This is a genomic window from Leucobacter coleopterorum (assembly GCF_011382985.1).
GTDB lineage: Bacteria > Actinomycetota > Actinomycetes > Actinomycetales > Microbacteriaceae > Leucobacter > Leucobacter coleopterorum.
The window spans coordinates 2,594,063-2,607,673 of the sequence record NZ_CP049933.1 but is presented as its reverse complement, the minus strand read 5'-3'; the positions used below and the strand labels follow the sequence as shown (position 1 = coordinate 2,607,673).

At 62.6% G+C, this 13,611-nt stretch carries 16 protein-coding genes; 8 read left to right on the top strand and 8 right to left on the bottom strand.

Going from position 1 to position 13,611, the window contains the following annotated elements; translation table 11 throughout:
• Positions 1-12: 12 nt before the first annotated feature.
• Entirely contained in the window at positions 13-633 is a 621-nt protein-coding gene (locus tag G7066_RS12240) for a hypothetical protein (protein ID WP_166331392.1), read from the top strand.
• Positions 634-810: 177 nt separating this feature from the next.
• Here G7066_RS12240 and G7066_RS12235 read toward each other — a convergent pair whose 3' ends face one another.
• Genes G7066_RS12235 through G7066_RS12215 form a run of 6 tightly spaced genes read right to left on the bottom strand, consistent with a single transcriptional unit; the run spans position 811 to position 6,988 of the window.
• On the bottom strand, positions 811-1,914 hold the full coding sequence (locus G7066_RS12235) for a peptidase C39 family protein (protein ID WP_166331391.1): 1,104 nt from the start codon (positions 1,912-1,914) through the stop codon (positions 811-813).
• Positions 1,911-3,524 carry an ATP-binding cassette domain-containing protein gene (locus G7066_RS12230; RefSeq protein WP_244302978.1) on the bottom strand — a complete coding sequence of 538 codons (1,614 nt, stop codon included), beginning with the start codon at positions 3,522-3,524 and terminating at the stop codon, positions 1,911-1,913. Before G7066_RS12230 ends, G7066_RS12235 begins: the two co-directional genes overlap by 4 nt.
• Positions 3,521-4,156: an ABC transporter permease gene (locus G7066_RS12225; protein WP_244302977.1), complete on the bottom strand. Its 636-nt coding sequence runs from the start codon at positions 4,154-4,156 to the stop codon at positions 3,521-3,523. The genes G7066_RS12230 and G7066_RS12225 overlap by 4 nt, the downstream gene beginning before the upstream one ends.
• A complete protein-coding gene (locus tag G7066_RS16475; RefSeq protein ID WP_244302976.1) occupies positions 4,102-4,386 on the bottom strand; it encodes a hypothetical protein in 285 nt (94 codons plus the stop codon). The genes G7066_RS12225 and G7066_RS16475 overlap by 55 nt, the downstream gene beginning before the upstream one ends.
• Positions 4,383-5,351 carry an ABC transporter permease gene (locus tag G7066_RS12220; RefSeq protein ID WP_166331390.1) on the bottom strand — a complete coding sequence of 323 codons (969 nt, stop codon included), beginning with the start codon at positions 5,349-5,351 and terminating at the stop codon, positions 4,383-4,385. Before G7066_RS12220 ends, G7066_RS16475 begins: the two co-directional genes overlap by 4 nt.
• Positions 5,352-5,356: 5 nt before the next feature.
• The gene (locus G7066_RS12215; protein ID WP_166331389.1) at positions 5,357-6,988 is read right to left on the bottom strand and encodes an ABC transporter substrate-binding protein; all 1,632 of its coding nucleotides are present in this window, start codon (positions 6,986-6,988) and stop codon (positions 5,357-5,359) included.
• A gap of 206 nt (positions 6,989-7,194) precedes the next feature.
• Between G7066_RS12215 and G7066_RS12210 the strand changes: the two genes are divergently transcribed.
• The gene (locus tag G7066_RS12210) at positions 7,195-7,383 is read left to right on the top strand and encodes a hypothetical protein (protein WP_166331388.1); all 189 of its coding nucleotides are present in this window, start codon (positions 7,195-7,197) and stop codon (positions 7,381-7,383) included.
• On the opposite strand, the gene G7066_RS16470 is transcribed toward G7066_RS12210, so the two are convergent.
• Both G7066_RS16470 and G7066_RS12200 read right to left on the bottom strand, forming a co-directional pair.
• Positions 7,380-7,583: a helix-turn-helix domain-containing protein gene (locus tag G7066_RS16470; protein WP_166331387.1), complete on the bottom strand. Its 204-nt coding sequence runs from the start codon at positions 7,581-7,583 to the stop codon at positions 7,380-7,382. The genes G7066_RS12210 and G7066_RS16470 overlap by 4 nt on opposite strands.
• Before the next feature lie 154 nt (positions 7,584-7,737).
• Positions 7,738-8,907 carry a PucR family transcriptional regulator ligand-binding domain-containing protein gene (locus G7066_RS12200; RefSeq protein ID WP_166331386.1) on the bottom strand — a complete coding sequence of 390 codons (1,170 nt, stop codon included), beginning with the start codon at positions 8,905-8,907 and terminating at the stop codon, positions 7,738-7,740.
• 82 nt (positions 8,908-8,989) lie between these two features.
• Here G7066_RS12200 and G7066_RS12195 point away from each other — a divergent pair, with 82 nt between their 5' ends.
• The 6 genes from G7066_RS12195 to G7066_RS16460 all read left to right on the top strand — a co-directional run bounded on the left by G7066_RS12195 (position 8,990) and on the right by G7066_RS16460 (position 13,605).
• Positions 8,990-10,189, top strand: coding sequence for a CaiB/BaiF CoA transferase family protein (locus G7066_RS12195; protein WP_341873802.1), 1,200 nt, complete (start codon positions 8,990-8,992; stop codon positions 10,187-10,189).
• A gap of 58 nt (positions 10,190-10,247) precedes the next feature.
• Positions 10,248-11,411, top strand: a complete 1,164-nt coding sequence (locus G7066_RS12190) for an acyl-CoA dehydrogenase family protein (RefSeq protein ID WP_166331385.1) — start codon at positions 10,248-10,250, stop codon at positions 11,409-11,411.
• A 175-nt stretch (positions 11,412-11,586) separates the two neighbouring features.
• Positions 11,587-11,991, top strand: a complete 405-nt coding sequence (locus tag G7066_RS12185) for a GntR family transcriptional regulator (RefSeq protein WP_166331384.1) — start codon at positions 11,587-11,589, stop codon at positions 11,989-11,991.
• The gene (locus G7066_RS12180) at positions 11,988-12,923 is read left to right on the top strand and encodes a DUF1648 domain-containing protein (RefSeq protein ID WP_166331383.1); all 936 of its coding nucleotides are present in this window, start codon (positions 11,988-11,990) and stop codon (positions 12,921-12,923) included. Before G7066_RS12185 ends, G7066_RS12180 begins: the two co-directional genes overlap by 4 nt.
• Positions 12,920-13,297, top strand: a complete 378-nt coding sequence (locus G7066_RS16465) for a hypothetical protein (protein WP_244302975.1) — start codon at positions 12,920-12,922, stop codon at positions 13,295-13,297. Before G7066_RS12180 ends, G7066_RS16465 begins: the two co-directional genes overlap by 4 nt.
• The gene (locus tag G7066_RS16460; RefSeq protein ID WP_244302974.1) at positions 13,258-13,605 is read left to right on the top strand and encodes a CPBP family intramembrane glutamic endopeptidase; all 348 of its coding nucleotides are present in this window, start codon (positions 13,258-13,260) and stop codon (positions 13,603-13,605) included. The genes G7066_RS16465 and G7066_RS16460 overlap by 40 nt, the downstream gene beginning before the upstream one ends.
• Positions 13,606-13,611 lie beyond the last annotated feature (6 nt).

Sequence of the window (13,611 nt, the reverse complement as noted above, 5' to 3'; positions counted from 1 at the left end):
TACGCTGGCGCTATGTCGACGCTGCGAGACCCCGTGGGCCCCAAAGACCGCAAGGTGTATATCAGGCGGAGAATTTTGGTGCTTGCTGGGTTGCTCGCTGTGATCGCCGTGATCGTGCTGATTATCGTGAAGCCGGGTTCGGGCGATGCTCCGGATCGAGCTTCCGATGTGAAGGTTCCGTCGGATATAGCGCCGACTCCAACGGGCGATGCGAAGACGAGCAAGGAGCCACAGGCTTGCGAGTCTGCGGAACTGCGAGTCACGGCGATCACTAACAAGACTGATTATGCCGAGGGAGAGCTCCCTGAACTATCGCTCTCCGTGGAAAATACGGGATCGAAGGCCTGCACGGCAGATCTTGGCACTCAGGGAATGCAGTTTGTTATTACCAGCGGTGATGATCAGGTGTGGCGGTCGGTTGACTGTCAAACTGATCCCGAGAGCAAGATGGTGATCCTCGATCCGGGCAAACCGCTTGAGAGCGAAGCTATCTCGTGGGATCGCACGCGTTCCAGCGAGGACACCTGCGATGTGAGCCGTGAGCCCGTTGGGGCTGGTGGCGCGACCTACCACCTGCAGGCGACAGCCGCGGGTGTGACGGGGGCCGAGACAGCACCGTTCCTGCTGAATTAGCTTCGCGGGGCTTTGCCCGGAGTGAGACGCCATAATCCCGACGAGAATGCACCAATTCGGCGTGTTTTTGATGTGTTCTCGTCGACAACACGGCTTCTCACTCTGGAACGGGAGCACCCGCGGAGGGCAGCACAACCACCCCGCGGTAGTGTGGATCACCCCAGCGAGTGATGAGGTCTACCCCGCTAGGGGAATCGGTAGCGCGAAGGTATCGACCCAGGTCTCGCCGTTCGGGTAGTGCACCCAGGGGTCTGAGACGATCAAACAGTTGTCCACCACGTCACTCGCGAGCACCCAGTGGGGTGTGGGATCAGCGATGAGTTCGGTGAGGTCAATGAGCAACAGCACTTGAGCGCCGCCCCGCACAATCTCGCAGATCTCTTCGACCTTGATCCAGCGACGCTCAATCGGAATGCCGAGCGCCTCCGCCTGTCTCAGAGATTCTTGCTGCAGATCGGTGCGCAATGCGATCTCGGCCTCGTCTCCGGTGAACTCCTCGAGCAGCACAGGATCTTCTGTGCTGAGGATCACGCGTGGTAACCCCGAGAGCAGTGATGCGCCCGACTTTGCAATCTCGACGGCCAGCGCGACAGGCTCGCAGGCGGGAAGGTTGGTGGCTTTGCGCCAGAACGCGATTTCGGTGGCGCGGTTTTCGGCGAGGCTGGCAGGATCAAAGCTCGCCGCCCCGAGCAGCTCAAGTGCCATAAGTGAGGCGACGGCGCCACAGGTTACCTCGGTAGTCTGACCGTAGTAGGGCGCCAGTCGAGTTGGCTGATCGTTACGCCACCACGACCACGCGGCGACCTGTCCGGGGTCTCCGTCGCGTGTGCTGGGAATGGAGGGCACGGGTGTTGCCGCGGGTAAAAACCCCATCACCTCAAGCTGGGTTTGATGTCTCGGTGACAGGGGAGCGAGTTTCAGGTGCTCTTCGAAGTGCACGGCGATGTGCGCTGGGTGGCTGGCATCTTCGCCCGAGGTGTCGTGCAGCGCCGCATTGATGAGCGCGGACCAGACCGCGAGAGAAACATGCGACTCGTCTTGCCCGGTTTGCTCGCCGACGACCACATCCACGATCTTGCGGTAGGCCGTGTGCGGTCGTCCCACAGTGAGGGCGGCACCCATAAACTCGCCATTGGAAGAACTCGCAACAAAGGTGCGGGGTGTCCAAAGTTCCCGCTCCACCTGCCAAAGCGCGAGCCGTTCCGCTGAGAGCCCTGCCTCCAACTCGACCGGCAACTGAGCCTCATGAAGCGTCCAAGATGACACCGCCACACTGTTCATTCCCTTGCTTCCCTGCTTTCCCTGTGAACGCTATCTTGCTCCGCCGCTGCCACGAGCAGCTTCGTGTAGGTGTGCTGGGGTGCCCGCAACACCCGCTCGGTTTCGCCGCGCTCCACAATCTCGCCGTTTCGCAGCACAATCACGTTGTTGGCGATCCTTGCCACCACCCCGAGGTCGTGGGTGATAAACAGCATCGCGAGCCCCAGCTCGTCTCGCAGCCGCGCGAGCAGCGCGAGAATCTGCGCCTGCACCGACACATCGAGAGCTGAGACACTCTCGTCGCAGATCAGCACCTCGGGGTTCGGCGCCAGCGCCCGCGCAATCGACACACGCTGCCGTTGGCCACCCGAGAGCTGCGACGGGCGTCGCGTCGCAAGCTTGGAATCGAGCTCAACGAGCTCAAGTAGATCCCTCACGGTGCGCGTGCGGTCGCCGCCCGCCCGCAGCGCCTCCTGTAGCGATTGCTCGATTGTGAACGAGGGGTTGAGCGTTGAGTACGGATCCTGAAAGACGATCTGGATCTGCCCCGGTTTGCGCCCTCGCCGCCCCGCGGGCAACTGTTTGCTGTGAAGCGTGACGGTTCCAGTGTCGGGAACCTCGAGGCCCGCGATAGCGCGGGCGAGGGTAGACTTGCCCGATCCCGACTCACCAACGATGGCAAGAACTTCACCCGCAGCGACTTCAACCGAGGCATCGGTTAGAGCGGCGGTGTCGCCAAACGATTTGGAGACACTCGTGGCGACGAGAATCGGCGGGTTGCTCTGGGGTGCCGGGGATACCGACGAGGCCGCGTCAGAGATCGAAGGGTTCGCCGCGATAAGGGCTCGAGTGTACTCGTGCTGCGGGTTCTGCAGCACCTGGCTTGACGTACCCTGCTCGACCACCTCGCCGTTTCGCATCACGCACACGCGGTCGGCTCGCCCCTCGATCACCCCGAGATCGTGGCTGATAAGGATGAGGCTCATGCGGTGTGCGAGCTGCAGACTGCGCAGCAGGTCGAGCACCTCGCCCTGGGTGCTCGCGTCGAGTGCTGTTGTGGGCTCGTCGGCGATGAGTAGTCGTGGTTCTGCTGCGAGAGCCGCGGCGATGGCGACGCGCTGCCGCATGCCGCCAGAGAGCTCAGTCGGGTACATCTTTGCAACGCGCGCCGGTAGCTGCACCTCGGCGAGCCGTCGCTCGACCTCGGCCTGGAGTGCCGCCCGCCCAGGGGAGCGGCCCAGACGGGCCTCGACAGTGAGCGCGATCTGCTCGCCGCAGCGCAGCACGGGGCTCAAACTCGTGAAGGGATCCTGCAGCAGCAAGACCGCTCGGCGGCCCCGGACTTCTCGCCACACCCCGGCCGAAGACGCAGCGAGATCGTAGCTATAGCCGTCAATCTCGGAGTGACCGGTCGCGCGCACCCCACGCGGCAGCAGCCCAGTGATCGCGCGGGCGGTAAGCGACTTGCCCGATCCTGACTCCCCGATAATTGCGAGCATCTCGCCGGGCAGCACTGCGGCATCGAACGGTTGCACGATGGTGCGCTCCGCGCTCTCGACCTGCAGGGCCAAAACCCGCACGCCCTGCGCTGAGCCGACCGCCATCGTCGCGGGCAAACCCGTGTCGCTCACTGTAACCCCCGCTCTCGCAGGCGCTCGCCCATGTGATCGCCGAGCACGTTAATGGCCATTGCCACGAGGACGATTAGCACCGCTGGCACAACCATCATGGCTGGGTTATCACCCATGATGCCGCGACCGTCCGTAATCTGGCGTCCCCAATCGGGGGTGCCGGGCGCGACGCCGATGCCGAGGAACGACAGCGAGGATAGGGTGACCAGCGCAATCGCGAGGTTCAGCATCAGGTTCGTCATGATGAGCGGCCACACGTTTGGCACGATGTGGCGATACATGATGCGCGCGGGTGATAGCGACAGCATCTGCGCCGCCTCGACGTAGGGCCTTGGCGCCTGCTCGGTGACTCCAGCCCGCACGATGCGAATATCGGAGGGCGCAAAGAGCGCCACAAGCATAAACACCGTCACCCAATACCCGGCCCCAAAGATGCCCGCGACAACAATCGCGACGAGCATGATCGGCAGCGCGAGCAAAATATCAACCACACGGCCCACCAGCCAGTCAATGGAACCGCGCAGGTACCCCGCGAGCGTGCCGAACAGGATCGCGAGCACCATCGACCCCACGGCGATCACGACGGGGCCAGCAACCGCAGATCCCGTGCCCGCGAGCGTGACGAGCAGCACGTCGCGGCCGAGCTCGTCGGTGCCGAGGGGATGGCCAGGCGATCCCGGGGCAACAGCGAATCAAGGATGCTCTGGCTTGTCGCAGCCTCCGTGAGAAACGGCGATATCGCCGCGGTGATGACCACCAGCAACAGAAACACCGCCGAAGCGATGACACTCCAGTCGCGGGGTTTACCGGGTGCGACCCGCACGCGGTTGAGCAGCGAAATTTGGGTGGTTTGTGAACTCATCCGACGAGCTCCCTCGCTCGGACCCGCGGGTCAAGCAGCGTGTAGCTGATGTCCACGAGAATGGTGATGATCGCGATGGCCGCCGCCACAAGAAGGGTGATGGCCTGCACCACGGGAAGGTCTTTGAACAGCACGGCCTCTTCGAGCAGCTGCCCCAGACCGGGGAGTGCAAACACCGTTTCCACGATGATCGTGCCGCCGATAATGAAGGTGAGGATCAGCCCGGCACTTGTGACGATCGGGATCAGGGCCCCACGCAGGGCGATACGCTGGATCTTGCTCTCGGTGATGCCGCGCGAGCGGGCAAAGGTGATGGCATCGCTCTCAAGTTCTCTGAGCACCGCGGCGCGGGTCATTCGCATCAGGATCGCCCCGATGCCGGCCGCGAGCACGGCTGACGGCAGCACCAGATGCCAGAAGCGCTCAACCCCCTCGGCGCCCGCGCCGTAGGCAGGAAAGATCGGAAGCAGCAGCGAAAACACCGAGATCGCGAGGATAGCCAGCGCGAAGCTCGGAGCCGACAGGCCAAACAGCGACACGGCGCTCGCCGCACGGTCGAGGCGCTTGCCAGCGCGCGCCGCACTCAGAATGCCGAGCGGCACCGCGGTGACCAGCGCGAGCAGAAACGAGAATCCGATGAGCTCGGCGGTCACACCCACCCTGCTCTCGATCACTGTAGTGACGGGCTGTTGCAGCCGAATCGAGACCCCGAAGTCGCCGCGCAGCGCCGAGAACAGCCAGTCGAAGTAGCGCACCAAAAAAGGATCGTCGAGGTGGTACTGGGTGCGAATCGCCTCGATGGCCTCAGAGGTACTCGGCCGGTTGCCCAGCAGGTTCTTCACGAGATCACCCGGCGCAAGGTAGAGCAGGGAGAACGAGAGAAACGAGATGACAAGCAGGATCAGCACCACACTCGCAATGCGAAGCGTGAGCGTCTTTGTGAGGCGCTTCCCAGCCCTGCTCATTCGTCTTACTTGACCTCGGCGGCGAACAGCTTCGCACCCCACACGCCGGTGAAGGTGTACGGGCTGTAGTCAGTCACCCCAACGCTGTTTGAGAACGCGGTGAGTGACTTGCCCCACCATATCGGAGCGTTCACGGTTTCGTTGGCGTTCAATGTCTCCAACTCGATTAGCTTCTGCGCGCGCTCCTTCGGGTCGACGAGTGCGTTGGCTTCGGTGATGAGATTCTTCGCGTCGTCGCTCTCAAAAGAATTCGGGTTGTCGGCTCCGAGCAGGTAACCGTTGACCTCAGCCGGGTCACCCGTTGTCGAGAAATACCACATGAAGCCGAGGCCGTGCTCGCCGTCACCGATGGTGGCGAGCCACTCTTCAATCGGTACCTCCTTGACAGTCACCTCCATGCCAATCTTCTTGAGATTTTCGGCGATGGCCTGGGCGGCGATCCCGAGCTGCGGGCCCGTATTGGGGTAGGTGAGCTCGGTCTTCAAACCCTTCGCGTCGGTGCCCGCGAGCAACTTCTTCGCGGCGTCGAGGTCGAAGTCGTGCTGCGGAACCTTCGCGAGCTCCTTGCGGGCCTCATCGCCGTCGTACGCCGCGGCGAGGGACTCGGGCGTCATAATGGCCGTCGCCTTTTCGCCGTAGCCGCGCAAAAGCTTGTCAGCGATCGCGTCGCGATCAATGCTTTCTGCGATGGCGGTGCGCACATCAGGGTTGTCGAACGGCTTGACTTTCTGGTCGAAGATGAGCCCGACATACGAGAGATCGTTGAGGGCCTCAAGACGCATGTCGTTGATCTTGCTCCACTCGGCCGCCTGGTTGATCGGCACGTTAAATGCGATATCGATGTCGCCCTTCTTCGCCGCGGCGAGGCGCGTATTGGCATCTGGAACGAAGTTCACGCGGATCGACTTGGCCTTTGGGACCCCTCCCCACCAGGTGTCGACGCGCTCAAGGGTGACGTGCGAGTCAGGTTGGAACTCCGTGACCTTGTAGGGGCCGGTACCGAGGATGAGCGAGTCGCTTGTCCCAATGTTGCCCTTGTGAGCCTCCCAGAACTTCTGCTGGGTGATCACAACCGCACCCGCGTTCGAGAGACCGACAAGGAACGTAGCGTCGGGGGTTTTGCTCTTTACCGTCACCTCGCGTTCACCAGTCTTCTCGACCGAGGCGAGGTTTGTCAGGTAGTAGTAGATGCCGGGTGAAGCTTCGGGATCCGCTGCTTGCTTGATGCTGAAGACCACGTCGTCGGCCGTAACCGGATCACCGTTCTGAAACTTGGCGTCTTCGCGCAGCTGGAACACGTACGTCGAGGTGTCGGGGCTCTCCCACGACTCGGCGATGGCGGGAACGACCTTGCCGCCGGAGTCTTGCCCAACGAGCCCCTCTTGTACGGTCGCAACGAGGTTGTAATTCAGGATGCCGCTTTCTTGCCCGATGTAGAGGTTCGCTAGCGAGCCGGGGAATGCCACCGTCACCTGATCAATGTCTTTGCCGGTGTCGACCAGCTTTACGGCAGGGGCCGCGTCATCGCCGGAGGAACTACCGCTTGCGCAGCCGGTGAGCACGAGTGCCGCAGCCGCAACGAGCGCGGTCGCAGCGCTGAGGCGCTGTCGCATTGAACGAGGTGAAACCTTCAGCATGGTACTTCGCTCCTTCGTGAAGTGTGGCGGACTCTTGACCGGCTCAGTTGGTTCAGCGTATTACAGAGGGAGTTTCTACGGTGAAAACTTTCGACACTGAACGTAACGATTCTGCAACCGGGGCCCGTAGCGGCTTTGCTGAGAGTGCTCCCAATTTGGGAACAAAATGTGATGCGCAAATTTGCCGAACGGGGTTATTGTGAAGCATGGACAGGAAACGTGCAAAAGATACCGGAATTCGAGTTGAGGTTCCGCAGGGGACTGGGGAATCGGTCGCCCTCGACGAGCTTGTCAACGACTTTTTACACGGTGATGTGAACGGTGCGCTGCACGCGCTTCACGAGCCGCACTCAGAGGGCAAACCGGGCGAGCCCGCTGCGCCCGAGCTCGCTTAGGAGTCGCCCGCAATCTCTTCGAGTCGCAGCGCAAACCACAGTTCGGCGCGGTCGTCGGCGTCTGCCAGCGACCGCTCCGTGAGGCGCTCGATGCGGGTCAAGCGGTCCCGCAGCGTGTTGCGGTGAATGCCGAGCGTAGCAGCGGCGGGACCGCGCTGGCCGTCCGCGTGAAACACGGCCGCCATGGTATCGCGCAGCATCGTTCGCTCAGGCTCCGGCAGTTCGTCGCTACCGAGCGAGAGCGGACCGAGGACGTGCGCTCCCAGCGCTCTAGACCGGGAGCCGTCGGTGCCCCTTCGGCGTCTGCCAGGCTGAGAAGCGCGTCCAACAGGGGTGTATTGCGATCCGCCCAGATCACCACGGGGATGCGGGGTGCGGTGTATAGGGGGCCGTGAGCGACAATGAACGCAGGCGGGTGCTGGCGGAGCGGTAACTCAATGCCGCGCTGGAGACCGGCGCGGAGCGACCAACGACCACGTCGAGGTGGTGGGTGGCCGCGACCTTGAGGGCCACCTCCACGGCGGAGTCGGAATCGGTGCACAACTGCCAGGCGAGAGCGATTCCGGGCGCGCGCGGCGGATCCTGCGAGGCCGCAATCAGCCGGTCGAGACCGCTGCGGGGGCGATGTCGCCAGGCGGAGATATCTTCGGCGGTTCCCTGCACGGCAACGGCACGCACTCGCTCCGGCAGCTGAAGGGTTGGGTTGAGGATCGCCAAACTTTGGGGGCGCTCCGCGCCACTCAGCAGACCCGCGGTAAACCGTTCCCAGCGCTCGCGCTCGCGCGTCTCTTCCAGCCGATCCCCGCGAAGTCCCATACCGAGCACCATCGACCCTGCCGCGATCACTGAGCGGCCCTCGGGCGAGAGCGGGGCGTCGCCCACAACGGCGAGTCTCAGTGCCCCCTCGGCATCGAGCGAAATGTATTCCGTGCTCACACTGTCTCGCACACTCGCAAAACCGCCCGTGCTCGCGAGAACCGTGTTGTCGGAGCCGAGCAGCGCGAGCTGTCGTCCCGTCACCTGCGCGATGTTCGATAGCACCTCGGCTGGATCTTGATCGCCTCGTGAACGGTCGAGCAGACGTTGCTGGGCTCGCAGAGCGCCCCTGGCCGCGCGCAGTTCATCGGCACGCATCAGCTCGGCGATGGCTTTACTCACGGCAATAAACGGCACCGGCAGTGGCACCTCAAAAAGAGCAACCCGATACACGCTTGCTGCGCGAATGAGTGGCGCCGGAATGCGCTCGTGGTTGACACCGATCCCGAACCCGATTCCCGCGACTCGGGCCCTGCTCAGTATGGCAACAAAATCGCGCCAGCGAGGATCCTCTGCGCCCAGGGTGAGCCCGGTTGTCAGAATGATCTCGCCGCCCTCAAGGTATTCGCTGAGGTCGAGCAGTTCTGTTGTTGAGACCCAGCTGAGCTCGGGATCCCCGGCCCCGCTTGCAGGAGACGCAGCCCAAGATCGGGCAGAGCCAGCAGCTGGGAGAGGGCAACCATGAGGCAATTCTTGCACAGCCCCCACGCCTAGCTCCATGCAAGGTGGGCGGCGGGATGTTGGCGGGGGTCCGTAGACTGGCGGAAGCAAACGAGTTGAAGGGATCCCCGTGGGCACGGACGCAAATACACAGCACGCACTGCCGGTTGGAGCAATGAGCGGCATCCGGGTCGCAGACTTCTCGCGAGTGCTCGCCGGGCCACACGCCACGATGATTCTTGCCGATCTTGGGGCAGACGTCATCAAAATCGAGAGCCCCGAGGGTGACGGCACCCGGCAGTGGAGCCCTCCCGTCAACGCTGTCGGGCAGAGCACCTATTTCGCGGGGGTCAACCGCGGCAAGCGCTCGGTCGTCTGCGATCTGCGGGATTCCCAGGGCCTTGCCCGCGCCGCCGAAATCGCCCGCACTGCCGACGTGGTCATCGAGAACTTCAAACCGGGAACAATGGAGAAGTTTGGTCTCGGTTACGAGGCACTCGCCGTGCAGAATCCCGGTGTTGTGTATTGTTCGATCTCGGGCTTCGGCGACGCCGCGGGCAAAGACCTGCCCGGCTACGACCTGTTGGTGCAGGCGGTTGGCGGACTCATGAGCATCACCGGTCAGCAGGGTGGTGAGCCGACAAAGGTTGGAGTCGCTCTGGTTGATATTCTGACCGGACTGAACTCGGTCATTGGCATTCAGGCCGCGCTGCGCGCTCGCGATACCCCTGAGTTGCCGACGTTCGGGCAGGGCCAGCACGTCAAGGTTACGCTGCTCACCTCGCTGCTCTCAGCGCTCGCGAATCAGGCCTCGTCGACGCTCGAAACCGGGGTGTCGCCGACGCGCATGGGTAACGCGCACCCCTCGATCTCGCCCTACGAGACGCTCGATGCTTCAGACCAGCCGATCGCACTCGCGGTGGGAACCGACGGGCAGTTTGCGCGGCTGTGCGAGGTGCTCGGTGTACCCGAGTTGGCTCAGGATCCGCGGTTCGTCACCAACCCGGAGCGTGTCGCAAACCGCGTTGCACTGCGGGCGGCACTCGAGGTGCCGCTGCGCTCCCGCACGGCAGAAGAATGGATCACCGCGTTTACCGCGGCGAACATTCCCGCCGGCCGGGTCAACTCGATTGGGCAGGCAATCGAGCTCGCCGAGTCGCTCGGGCTCGGTGTTGTCGCGGAGACCCCGGCTGTCGCGCCCGATGGTTCGGCGAAGACGCTGCGCTCCATCGCGACCCCGATTGATTTCTCGCTGACGCCGCCGCACTATCAAGCGCCGCCTCCCAACGTGGGGAGCACCAGGATGCCACCTGGTTGTCGCGCTAGCTGATCCTTATTGCCCTCTGCGCAAGCGCCAGCGAGCCGCAGAATCTAACCCAGGGAGCACCATGCCCACCTCTATCGACCGCCTTTTTGACGTCACCGACTACGTCACAGAAGAAGAGCGCGACTGGCAGTTGAAGGCGCGCGAGTTTGCGCAGGCCCGCTTGAGTCCGATCATCGATCAGGCTTTCGAAGCAAACCGCTCGCCGAGCGAACTGCTGCCAGAGGTTGGCGCGTTTGGTGCCTTCGGTATGTACATGGACGGTTACGGGCTACCGAACGCGTCTTCGGTCGCATACGGCCTCGTGGCAATGGAGTTCGAGGCCGTTGACTCGGGGTTTCGTACCGCGCTGTCGGTGCAGGGTTCGCTCACGATGGGTGCGATCCACAAGTTTGGTTCCGAAGAGCAGAAGCAGCGGTGGCTACCGGCCATGGGCCGGGGTGAGACGATCGGCTTCTTCGGGCTCACAGAACCGCAGGGAGGATCCGACCCCAACACCATGCTTACCACTGCGCGCCGTGAGGGTGACGAGTGGGTACTCAACGGGGCGAAGCGCTGGATCGGCCTCGGTACCATTGCTGCCCTTGGTGTGGTCTGGGCGAAGGACGAGGAAGGGGTGGTGCGCGGCTTTATCATGCCGACCGATACCCCAGGTTTCACCGCCTCGGCCATCAAGAACAAACTGTCGATGCGCGCGTCGCTGCAGGCCGACCTGGAGTTCGTTGACGTCAGGCTTCCACTCAACGCAATGCTGCCGAAAGCAAAGGGACTCTCGGCGCCGTTCGAATGCCTGAACGAGGCCCGCTACGGCATCGCCTGGGGTGTGATGGGGGCGGCACGATCCTGCCTTGAGTTCGCGATCGAGCGTTCACAAACGCGCGAGGTGTTTGGTAGCCCCATCGGTGGCAAGCAGATTATTCAGGCGCAGCTTGCCGACATGTTCCTTGAGTACGAAAAGGGTCTGCTGCTTGCGCTGCACCTCGGACGGCTCAAGGACTCGGGTAACCTCTCGTTCGGGCAGATCTCCGTCGGCAAGCTCAACAATGTGCGTGAGGCGATCAAGATAGCATCGCGGGCGCGGTCGATTCTTGGTGGAGACGGGATCACGAGCGACTTCCCGGTGATGCGCCACATGGCGAACCTGGAGTCGGTGCGTACTTATGAGGGCACCGACGAGGTGCATCAGCTGGTGATCGGCCGTGAGCTGACCGGGATCTCGGCGTTCTAGTTTCGAGGGAGGGGTCGCGGTGGCGAGTGACCAGCTTAACTGGGAGTGTCACAAAACACCGCGTAATTATCTAGAGCACTCGTGGGTTAGCGGTGCACTCGGCGGCGGACGGTCCATCTCCTGTTCTAATAATTCTATTTGATGTAGAGTTATTGGAGAAGTGAGGTGAAGTCGAGTGCTCATCCGGGTGGACGAAACGAGTAAACGGGCTATCTACGCCCAGATTGCAGACTCGGTGCGCACCGACATCTCAGCGGGTCGGGTTGGTCCCGGATCCGTACTTCCGCCCGCGAGGGAAGTGGCTGTTGGTCTCGGCATCAATGTGCACACCGTGCTGCGTGCGTATCAGCTGCTGCGCCACGAAGGGCTTATTGACCTGAAGAGGCGCCGTGGGGCCGTAGTTACGCAAGCTGCCACCGCAATCGCGGAGTTGCGCGCCGAAGCAGAAGCCCTGGTAGCACACGCCGAAGCACTCGGGGTCTCGCGAGACGCACTCGCCGCGCTTATTGCCGGGTCTGAAACATCAGGGCATTCAAGCACGCAGCAAAGTGAAGAGATAAGAGGAGGAACCTCAGCATGAGCGACAATACTGAAGACAAAGAGCTGCTGAGTGACAATCAACTCCGAGATCTTGAACGTGCGCGCAGGGCTGCCAGAGTGGTCGGCCTGTTGTTGCCACTTGTGGTCACGGCAGCCGGGACTCTGACGCAGATTCTCTGGATACCGCGTATGCCTGACCCAACTGCCATTCACTGGGACATTAACGGCGTGGCGAACGGTTTTGGGTCACCGTGGACCAACGCCATTGGCATCGGCGCAGTCAGCTTATTCCTGACCGCTCTTTCAGCGTTGCAAGGTGTACAGGGCCTGCAGAAGCCCGGGGCTCCGGTCTGGGGTGCTGCGAATAAAGCGGTCCCCTCTATCATGCTGGGTGCTGTGGTTCTGGTGCAGCTTGGAATCCTGCTGATGCTGGTACCGCAACTCGACGCGGTTGACGCACGAGATGTGGCCCCCGCACCATGGGGTCTCCCGATTGGTGCCGGTGTTGCCGTTGCCGTGGGCCTCGCCGCCTTTTTCTTTCAGCCCCGAGTTCGTATCGAACGACCGATCAAGGACGATAGCGAACCGCTGCCTCTCGAAACATCTGAGCGCGGATTCTGGTTTGGAGAGGTCCGCCCCTCCAACGCATTCGTTTGGGCGATAGCGGGCACCCTCACGATTGTTGCCGCAAGTCTAGTGCTGCTGTACGCCATTGGTACTCCGGTGTGGTGGCTTATGACGCTGCTGCTGCTGGTGCTCGCCACGGCGTTTGCCACGACCTGCTGGTTCCGCGTGCGCATTGACGAGACGGGGCTCGAGGCGCGCTCTATTGTGGGATGGCCAACGATTCGTGTGCCAGCTGCAGACATTGACCGTGTCGCTGCGGTTGACGATGCGACAACCGGGGCCGCGCTGCTCGCGGCCGCCGCCAAGGCAGCAGCGAAGCTGCCGGAGAAAGGTAAAGAATCATGACTCATGAGACACCTTTTGTGGAACGTGTGCCCGGCATCGTTCAAGATCGCCCCGACCGGCTGCAGCGGGTACCCTGGGGCGCGGTTACAGTGTTTGTGGTTGTGTCGTTTGGCCTAGCTTGGCTGGTCGCAACCCCGCTCTGGATCATGGGCACCGACAGCCCGGCTTTTCCGCTCATGCTCTCGTTGCTCGCCTCAGCGATGATGTTCACGCCGACCGTCGCCGCGCTCGCCGCCACGTTTGTGATGCGTGTTCCGTTAGAGGGGACGCGGTTGCAGTTCCTTGGGATCTGGCCGCTCCGGCCGGCGAAGAAATTGGGTGGCGTGGCTGGCTTTTGCCCGCACTGCGACCGCTTGGCGTGTGGCCATCGCTGATCCTCTCGGGAGCGATCTGGGGGCTGTGGCACTCTCCATTGATCCTGCTCGGCTACAACTTCAATCTGACGGACTTGCGCGGTGTAGCACTCATGACTGCCGGTTGTATAGCGTGGGGTGTGCTGCTCGGCTGGTCGCGGCTGCGCACGGGATCGGTCTGGCCCGCCGTGTTTGCGCACGGGGCGCTGAACGCCTCAGCGGGACTTTTTATGTTACTCGCCGCAGCGGGTGAGCCACTTGATCCCGCGCTTGCGAGTCCGCTCGGGGCGCTGGTTGGATCGCCATTACGTTTATTGTGTTTGTGCTGATCTTGA